Genomic DNA, 2,062 nt, shown 5'->3' on the forward strand with positions numbered 1-2,062 from the left:
GCTCCTGTGTCGACGGATCTCAGCGCGGAAAAAGAACATCGCCCATTCCGAGCACTGCGTTATCCCCGCCATATTTGCGCGGTGCGCTCCCCAGAAGCGGCCGTTTCAAAATGCCCTCGGCGATCAGATGACGATCGATGATGGCGGCGAAAACGCTCTCGGGCGCGCCGCATTCGACGAAGCTCGGCGACATGCGTGCCGGCGCGCGATCGAGAAGGATCGAACCGCGACGCATCAGATAGCCAGGCATCTCACCGGTGCCACCGGCCACCACCAAGGTGCCGGCGATCATGCGGCTGCCGGCATGGTCGCCGGAGCCTTTCAGCACCGCGACCAGGCCGCGCCGCATGCGGTCCGCCGCGAAGGCGCCCGCTCTGCCCCTGACGATCAACACACCGCCGTTCATGCCGGCCAGTTCCCCGACGAGCGGCGCACCGAGGTGGTCGCCGGCATTGCCTGTTATCTCAAGCCTGCCGCCGCGCATGCCGGAGCCGGCGTATGGACCCGCATTGCCTTCGATCGTGAGCTTGCCACCCCGCATGGCGCGCCCGGCCTGGGCGCCGGCATTGCCAACGAGGCGAACCGACCCACCCCGCATGCCTTGCGCCACAAGGTCAAGGCGCATGCTTCCGCCCTCGAACACGATGCTTGCCGGATCGCTGCCGGCGACGCGAAAAATGTCGCCCACCTTCGATCCGAGCTTCGACATGCCGATCTGGATTCTTTCGACGTCGCGCCTTTCGATCCCGGCCAGCCGCTCCGGCGTCAGCGGCGACAGGTCAAGGCGCTCCGGCGGCTCGGCAACCAGGGTGAAGGTCAGCGCCTTCATGGCAGCATATCCTTCAGCGAGTAGATGAATTTCCCGAGCTTGCCGCCGTAATTGCCGGCGCTGATCCGAACCGCGCCTCTTTGCGGTCCGAGCTCTATGACAGCCTTGATGCCCGCCTTCATCGCGGCGGCAACTGCATCATTGGTCTCACCATCGATGACGATTTCCAGGACGGCGTTGATGTCGGGACCGAGTTCACTCGCGACGACGCCGCGCAGTGTCGGCGCGTAGGCTTCGTTGGCCGAGGCGATCATGCCTTTGTATTTGCCACCGATCTTGGAACCCGAACGGGCAATGCCGCCCGGAAACGGCACGATGGCGCCAGGCACCATGCCGATCGCACCGACGGCGGCCTCGGCAGCGGCCAAAGCGTTGGCGCTGCTTTGCGCCATGACAAAGAAATTGCCGCCACCGACAGCTTCCTTCGTCAGTCCGGTCGTTGCTTCGCACAGGAACTCGCCATCCATGACGGGAATACGCCAGAAATGCCTGTCGCCGATCTTCTTGGAGATTTGCCAGCCGTCGCCGAAATAACGCAGTGCCGAACCGAGCTTGAGCTCGGCGCTGCCCTGCAGCCCGGCAAAGCAGGCGGAACCCGGCGAGGTCAAAACGCACTGGCCGACACGATTGAGCAGTTGTTTCTGCAATTCGTCCGTTCCCATCGCGAAAATCATGACGCGGCAGCCCGGCCGGCCATCCGGTGTGGCCGATGGCGGCAGGTCGAGATCGATTGCCGCTTCGCAGCCGCAACCGATCACCGAGGTGGCGAAGCCGGTCATTGTGATCGCCGCCTGGCGAGCCCATTTCCGGCTCGGCGCGGTGATGACGATGGCGGTTGCGCGCATGCCGAAGGCTTCCGCGAAGGTATCGTCGATCGTTACGCCATTGATGCTCATGTTCGGCATGGCACCTCGCCGAATGGCTGTTCGCGCGCAATCGCGGAATCCGGGAAATTAAACCAGTCCAGCGACAGGCCGTAGCGCTGCTGGTGATAGTCCTCGAGCCGTCGCACCATTGCCTTGTCGACAGGCGGCTTGAGCCTCAATGCCTTGCCCCAGCGGTAATGGATGATTTCCCCGTCTTGCACGACGAGATCGCCATCCTTGAAAACATACGCCGCCTCTCCGAGCATTTTGGCGATACTGCGGTCCCTGCGATAGACAGCGACGTCGGCTGTTGCGCCGGCGCCGAGATGGCCTCGATCCGTCAAGCCGAGCAGCTTGGCTGGCGCCG

Annotated in this window: 2 protein-coding genes and 1 pseudogene; all 3 read right to left on the bottom strand. The window is 63.8% G+C overall.

Annotated elements, in window-relative coordinates; genetic code table 11:
* Nucleotides 1-19: 19 nt before the first annotated feature.
* Nucleotides 20-829, bottom strand: a complete 810-nt coding sequence (locus tag EOA22_RS31630; protein WP_063167860.1) for a formylmethanofuran dehydrogenase subunit C — start codon at nt 827-829, stop codon at nt 20-22.
* A complete protein-coding gene (fhcD, locus tag EOA22_RS31635; protein WP_063167859.1) occupies nt 826-1,734 on the bottom strand; it encodes a formylmethanofuran--tetrahydromethanopterin N-formyltransferase in 909 nt (302 codons plus the stop codon). Before fhcD ends, EOA22_RS31630 begins: the two co-directional genes overlap by 4 nt.
* Nucleotides 1,722-2,062 (bottom strand): annotated as a pseudogene (locus tag EOA22_RS31640) (formylmethanofuran dehydrogenase subunit A); the annotation flags it as partial. The pseudogene EOA22_RS31640 and the gene fhcD, both read right to left, overlap by 13 nt.

The sequence above is a fragment of the Mesorhizobium sp. M7A.F.Ca.US.014.04.1.1 genome, assembly GCF_003998745.1.
GTDB classification, from domain to species: Bacteria; Pseudomonadota; Alphaproteobacteria; order Rhizobiales; family Rhizobiaceae; genus Mesorhizobium; species Mesorhizobium ciceri.

What these genes read in the sequence shown, in the direction of transcription:
- EOA22_RS31630 (WP_063167860.1), bottom strand. Translation starts at nt 829, where the DNA reads ATGAAGGCGCTGACCTTCACCCTGGTTGCCGAGCCGCCGGAGCGCCTT.
- fhcD (WP_063167859.1), bottom strand. Translation starts at nt 1,734, where the DNA reads ATGCCGAACATGAGCATCAATGGCGTAACGATCGACGATACCTTCGCG.